The sequence below is a fragment of the Intestinibacillus massiliensis genome (assembly GCF_900155735.1).
GTDB lineage: Bacteria > Bacillota > Clostridia > Oscillospirales > Butyricicoccaceae > Intestinibacillus > Intestinibacillus massiliensis.
Window position 1 is genome coordinate 1 of the sequence record NZ_LT707058.1, and the last position, 5,635, is coordinate 5,635.

A 5,635-nucleotide genomic window follows, 5' to 3' on the forward strand; every position below is an offset into this window, starting at 1 on the left:
CGACGCGGGCAAGATCGAAGGGGCGGCGCTCCCCGCCGCGCTCGACGGCGCGGTCGACGCGCTGCTCAGCTTAGGATAAGGAGGCGGCAGGCATGAGAATTGCGGTTCCAACCGAAAACGGGAGGATTGCGGCCCAGCTTGGGCAGGCCAAGGAGTTTACGGTCGTCACGGTTTCCGAGGACGGCAAGGGCTTCCAGAAGGAGACGGTGCCCGCTCCCGGCGACGGGACGATCGCGGCCGTCAAGCTGCTGGCCGAACAGAAGGCGGACGTGCTGATCTGCGGCACGCTCGGCCTGATGGCGCGCTCGGCGTTTGAAATGATCGAGATCGAGCTGGTGCCCGGCTGCGAAGGCGACGCGGACACGGCGATTACAAGGTATCTCGCGGGAGAGGCGCAGGGCGACCCCTCGATCCTCCAGGTCGAGATCGAGATGGACGAAAACGACCCCATGCAGTGCATGCACGATTGCGCCAAGTGCGCGGGCTGCGGCGCGGGCATGCCGATCCCGGAAGCGGTCAAAAAGCACATCCCGGAGGTCTGACGCCGCACGGCGCCCGCCCCCTGGTTTTTATCGTCGCCCTGTGGGCATGGAAAAGCCGCGGCCTGCAAAGCAGGGCCGCGGCTTTTCCGGTAGTAAGAGGGTAGAAAATTTGTCCCGGCGGCAAATTGTCCCCGGAACGTGCAAAAGGACATCCGGGGGAGGGACGTCCTTTTGCGGTTTGTAAAACTTAGGGGGGTAAAAGAGAAATGAAAAGATACCGACATACCTTTTACTGTATCAGCTCTTCAGCTGATGGTTATAGTATAGCCCATCGGGCTGCAAAAGTTGTGAACAATTTGTGAAAGGTCTGTAACAAAAAACCAAAGATTTTAGGCGCAATGTACACAATCCGCATTGTTTTTTAAGGATAGGTATGGTACGCTGGAACAAAACGGCGGCGCGGGGGCAGGCGCCCGGCGCCGCGCAGCGGTATACCGGAAAAGAGGGACAGTATGAAAAGCTATTTGAAACGCGCAATTGCCGCCGCGCTTGCGGCGCTCCTGGCCGTGTGCGCCGCGCCGTCCGTGCTTGCGGCGGACAAGCCGGTTTCCGTCGTGCTGGACGGGCGGGCGGTCGCCTTCGCCGAGGGCGGGGAGCCGGTCTTACAGGACGGGCGTACTTACGTGCCGTTCCGCGCGATCTTTGAAGCCATGGGCGCGCAGGTCGGCTGGGCCGAGGCGACCGCGGCCGGCTCCGCCGNCGCTGACTGCGCTCTATGTCGAAACGCCGGACGCCGGCCAGGGCGAGCAGGAAAACCGGGAACTGCGGGCGAATATGCGCCTTGCGGAGGAGCTGGGCGCGCACATCGCCACGGTCTACGGAGACGACCCCGCCATCCAGATCGCGGAGTACGCGAAAATCGGCGGCATCACCAAGATCGTGCTGGGGCGCAGCCCGCGGCCGGTCTTCTTCCCCTCCCTCAAGACGCTGATAGACCGCCTGAACAGCCTCGCGCCCGACCTCGATATTTACATCATCCCGGACGGGCCGCGCGCTACGGCGCGCCCGCGGCGCTTCTTCCGCACTGCGCCGGAACGGTTTTCCGCCGGGGATACCCTGCGGATGCTCGCCATCCTGGCGCTGTGCACCGCGGTCGGCTACCTGCTGACGGCGCTGGGCTTTACGAACGCGAATGTCATCATGGTCTATATCCTGGGCGGCCTGCTGGTCGCCATGGCCACCACGGGGCTGGCCTACAGCCTGCTCGCCTCCCTACTCTCGGTGCTGGTGTTCAATTTCTTTTTCACCTATCCCTATTTCACGCTGATGAGCGACCCGAGCTATGCGGCCACCTACTGCGTGATGTTCATCGTGGCGCTGCTGGGCAGCTCGCTCACCACCCGCATCAAGCGGCAGGCGATCGAGAGCGCGGGCAAGGCGTACCGCACCGAGGTGCTGCTCGAAACCAGCCAGAAGCTGCAAAAGGCCGCGGGCGCGGCGAATATCCTGGCCGTCACGGCCACACAGCTCCACAAGCTGCTCGGGCGCGACGTGGTCATTTACCCCGTGGGCGAGGACGGCGCGCTGCAGCCCATGACGCCCTTCCCCGTCCAGGCGGAAGCCGATATGGAGGCGTACGCCGCCCCGGCGGAGCGCGCGGTCGCCGAGTGGGTGCATAAGAACAACAAGCACGCGGGCGCGACCACAAGCACCCTGCCCGGCGCGAAGTGCCTCTATATGGCCGTGCGCGGCACCGAGCATGTGCAGGCGGTCGCGGGCGTATCCATCGACCCCGCGCACAAGCCGGACGCGTTCCAAAAAAATTTAATGGTCGCCATCCTGGACGAATGCGGGCTGGCCATGGAGCGCGATGCGGCCACGCGCGCCAAGCAGCGCGTCGAGGAGGCCGCGCGGCAGGAAGCGCTGCGCGCAAACCTGCTGCGCGCGATCTCCCACGACCTGCGCACCCCGCTGACCAGCATCTCCGGCAACGCGGGCATCCTGCTGGAAAACAGCGCGGTGCTGGACGAGGCCAAGAAGCAGGGGCTTTACGCGTCCATCTATGACGATTCGATGTGGCTCATCAACCTCGTGGAAAACCTGCTCTCGATCACCCGCATGGAAAACGGCGCCGTCAAGCTCCATATGCAGCCCGAGCTGCTGCAGGAGGTCTTTGGCGAGGCGCTGCAGCACCTCGACCGCAACGCCGTGCGCCACCATATCGCAGTCGACCTCGCGGACGACCTGCTCATGGCCGACCTCGACGCGCGGCTGATGGTACAGGTGGTGATCAATATCGTCAATAACGCGGTCAAGTACACGCCGGACGGCTCCCATATCACGCTGTCCGCCCGGCGTGCGGGCGGCATGGCGGAGGTGCGCATCACGGACGACGGGCCGGGCATCCCGGACGAGGCCAAGGCGCGGCTGTTCGACATGTTCTACACCGCGGACAACGCGCGCGGCGACGGCCGCCGCGGGCTCGGCCTGGGGCTATCGCTGTGCAAATCCATCGTGGCCGCGCACGGCGGCACGATCCAGGTGCTGGACCACGCGCCCCACGGTACGGAGTTCCGCTTCACACTGCATTTATCGGAGGTGACGCCTTATGAATAAGCCGCAAATCCTGGTGGTTGAGGACGACCCTGCCATCGGCAACCTGATCGCAACCACCCTGGAAACCCAGGATTACCAGTACCACCGGGCGAAGACGGGCACGGGCGCGGTGATGGACGCGCTCTCCTTCCGGCCGGACGTGGTGCTGCTTGACCTGGGGCTGCCCGATATCGACGGCGTGGATATTATCAAAAAGATCCGCGCCTGGAGCAATATGCCGATCATCGTGGTGTCCGCGCGCAGCGAGGATTCCGACAAGGTCGCCGCGCTTGACGCGGGTGCGGACGATTACCTGACGAAGCCCTTTTCCGTCGACGAGCTGCTCGCGCGCCTGCGGGTCGCGCTGCGCCGGGTGCGCTACGACAACGAAAAGACGAGCGGGGAGGCCAGCCTTTATGAAAACGGCGGCCTGAAGATCGACTACGCCGCGGGCTGCGCCTACCGGGACGGCGTGGAGATCCACCTCACGCCGATCGAATACAAGCTGCTGTGCCTGCTCGCCAAAAACACCGGCAAGGTGCTGACGCACAACTATATCNCGATCTCCCACGACCTGCGCACCCCGCTGACCAGCATCTCCGGCAACGCGGGCATCCTGCTGGAAAACAGCGCGGTGCTGGACGAGGCCAAGAAGCAGGGGCTTTACGCGTCCATCTATGACGATTCGATGTGGCTCATCAACCTCGTGGAAAACCTGCTCTCGATCACCCGCATGGAAAACGGCGCCGTCAAGCTCCATATGCAGCCCGAGCTGCTGCAGGAGGTCTTTGGCGAGGCGCTGCAGCACCTCGACCGCAACGCCGTGCGCCACCATATCGCAGTCGACCTCGCGGACGACCTGCTCATGGCCGACCTCGACGCGCGGCTGATGGTACAGGTGGTGATCAATATCGTCAATAACGCGGTCAAGTACACGCCGGACGGCTCCCATATCACGCTGTCCGCCCGGCGTGCGGGCGGCATGGCGGAGGTGCGCATCACGGACGACGGGCCGGGCATCCCGGACGAGGCCAAGGCGCGGCTGTTCGACATGTTCTACACCGCGGACAACGCGCGCGGCGACGGCCGCCGCGGGCTCGGCCTGGGGCTATCGCTGTGCAAATCCATCGTGGCCGCGCACGGCGGCACGATCCAGGTGCTGGACCACGCGCCCCACGGTACGGAGTTCCGCTTCACACTGCATTTATCGGAGGTGACGCCTTATGAATAAGCCGCAAATCCTGGTGGTTGAGGACGACCCTGCCATCGGCAACCTGATCGCAACCACCCTGGAAACCCAGGATTACCAGTACCACCGGGCGAAGACGGGCACGGGCGCGGTGATGGACGCGCTCTCCTTCCGGCCGGACGTGGTGCTGCTTGACCTGGGGCTGCCCGATATCGACGGCGTGGATATTATCAAAAAGATCCGCGCCTGGAGCAATATGCCGATCATCGTGGTGTCCGCGCGCAGCGAGGATTCCGACAAGGTCGCCGCGCTTGACGCGGGTGCGGACGATTACCTGACGAAGCCCTTTTCCGTCGACGAGCTGCTCGCGCGCCTGCGGGTCGCGCTGCGCCGGGTGCGCTACGACAACGAAAAGACGAGCGGGGAGGCCAGCCTTTATGAAAACGGCGGCCTGAAGATCGACTACGCCGCGGGCTGCGCCTACCGGGACGGCGTGGAGATCCACCTCACGCCGATCGAATACAAGCTGCTGTGCCTGCTCGCCAAAAACACCGGCAAGGTGCTGACGCACAACTATATCCTGGGCGAAATCTGGGGGGGCCCCGCGGTGTCCGACACGCCGTCGCTGCGCGTGTTCATGGCGACGCTGCGCAAAAAGCTGGAAAAGGACCCGGGGCACCCGCAGTATATCCAGACGCATATCGGCGTGGGGTACCGCATGATCCGGCAGAAGCAGGACAGCGAGCTGTAGCATCCGCGATACCCGGCCAAAGGGGAGGGGGGCAAACTGCCCCCCTCCCCTTTTTTTGCACCGGTGCGCGGCGCGGGCGCGCGGGAACCTCACGAAATCTTGCGAACCCTTTATAAATCTTGCCATCTTGCCGCCGGACGGATGGACAGCGGCGGGCAAATGCGGTATCTTTAATGCAGGACTGTTGATAGGCAAGGGAAGCGGAGGTAGGCCAAATGCCAATACTTACAATTTTACGGGGGACGGGACGGATCCAGCGCGAGGTCCCGCAGGGGCGGCTGCTGTCGGACGCGCTGCGCGACATGCAGGCCGCGCCCGCCATGCCCTGCGGCGGCAACCACACCTGCGGCAAATGCAAGGTGCGCGCAGAGGGCGCGCTGTCCCCCATGGGGGAGGCCGAGCGGGCGCACCTGACCCCGCAGGAAGCCGCGGACGGCGTGCGCCTGGCCTGTTTTGCCGCGGCAGAGGGGGACTGTACGGTCTATGCCGCGCAGGACGCGGTCGAGACGCTGTCCTGGGCGCGCATGCCCGCGTTCCAGGCGGACGGGGAAGGCTACGGACTCGCCGCCGATATCGGGACGACCACGGTCGCCGTGCGCCTGTACGACCGCGCGCGCG

At 64.6% G+C, this 5,635-nt stretch carries 4 protein-coding genes and 3 pseudogenes; all 7 read left to right on the forward strand.

Going from position 1 to position 5,635, the window contains the following annotated elements:
* Positions 1–92: 92 nt before the first annotated feature.
* Positions 93–542, forward strand: a complete 450-nt coding sequence (locus CZ203_RS07080) for a NifB/NifX family molybdenum-iron cluster-binding protein (RefSeq protein WP_087065442.1) — start codon at positions 93–95, stop codon at positions 540–542.
* A 452-nt stretch (positions 543–994) separates the two neighbouring features.
* Positions 995–1,168, forward strand: a pseudogene (locus CZ203_RS15505) (hypothetical protein); the annotation flags it as partial.
* 148 nt (positions 1,169–1,316) lie between these two features.
* Complete coding sequence (locus CZ203_RS07090; RefSeq protein ID WP_087065443.1) at positions 1,317–3,098, forward strand: ATP-binding protein; 1,782 nt, start codon at positions 1,317–1,319, stop codon at positions 3,096–3,098.
* Positions 3,091–3,636, forward strand: a pseudogene (locus tag CZ203_RS15125) (response regulator); the annotation flags it as partial. The gene CZ203_RS07090 and the pseudogene CZ203_RS15125, both read left to right, overlap by 8 nt.
* 3 nt (positions 3,637–3,639) lie before the next feature.
* Positions 3,640–4,308, forward strand: a pseudogene (locus CZ203_RS07095) (sensor histidine kinase); the annotation flags it as partial.
* Positions 4,301–5,017 (forward strand): response regulator, encoded by a 717-nt coding sequence (locus tag CZ203_RS07100; RefSeq protein ID WP_087065444.1) that lies wholly within the window; start codon positions 4,301–4,303, stop codon positions 5,015–5,017. The pseudogene CZ203_RS07095 and the gene CZ203_RS07100, both read left to right, overlap by 8 nt.
* A gap of 215 nt (positions 5,018–5,232) precedes the next feature.
* A partial coding sequence (locus CZ203_RS14660; protein ID WP_159456407.1) for a 2Fe-2S iron-sulfur cluster-binding protein occupies positions 5,233–5,635 on the forward strand: 403 nt, incomplete at its 3' end.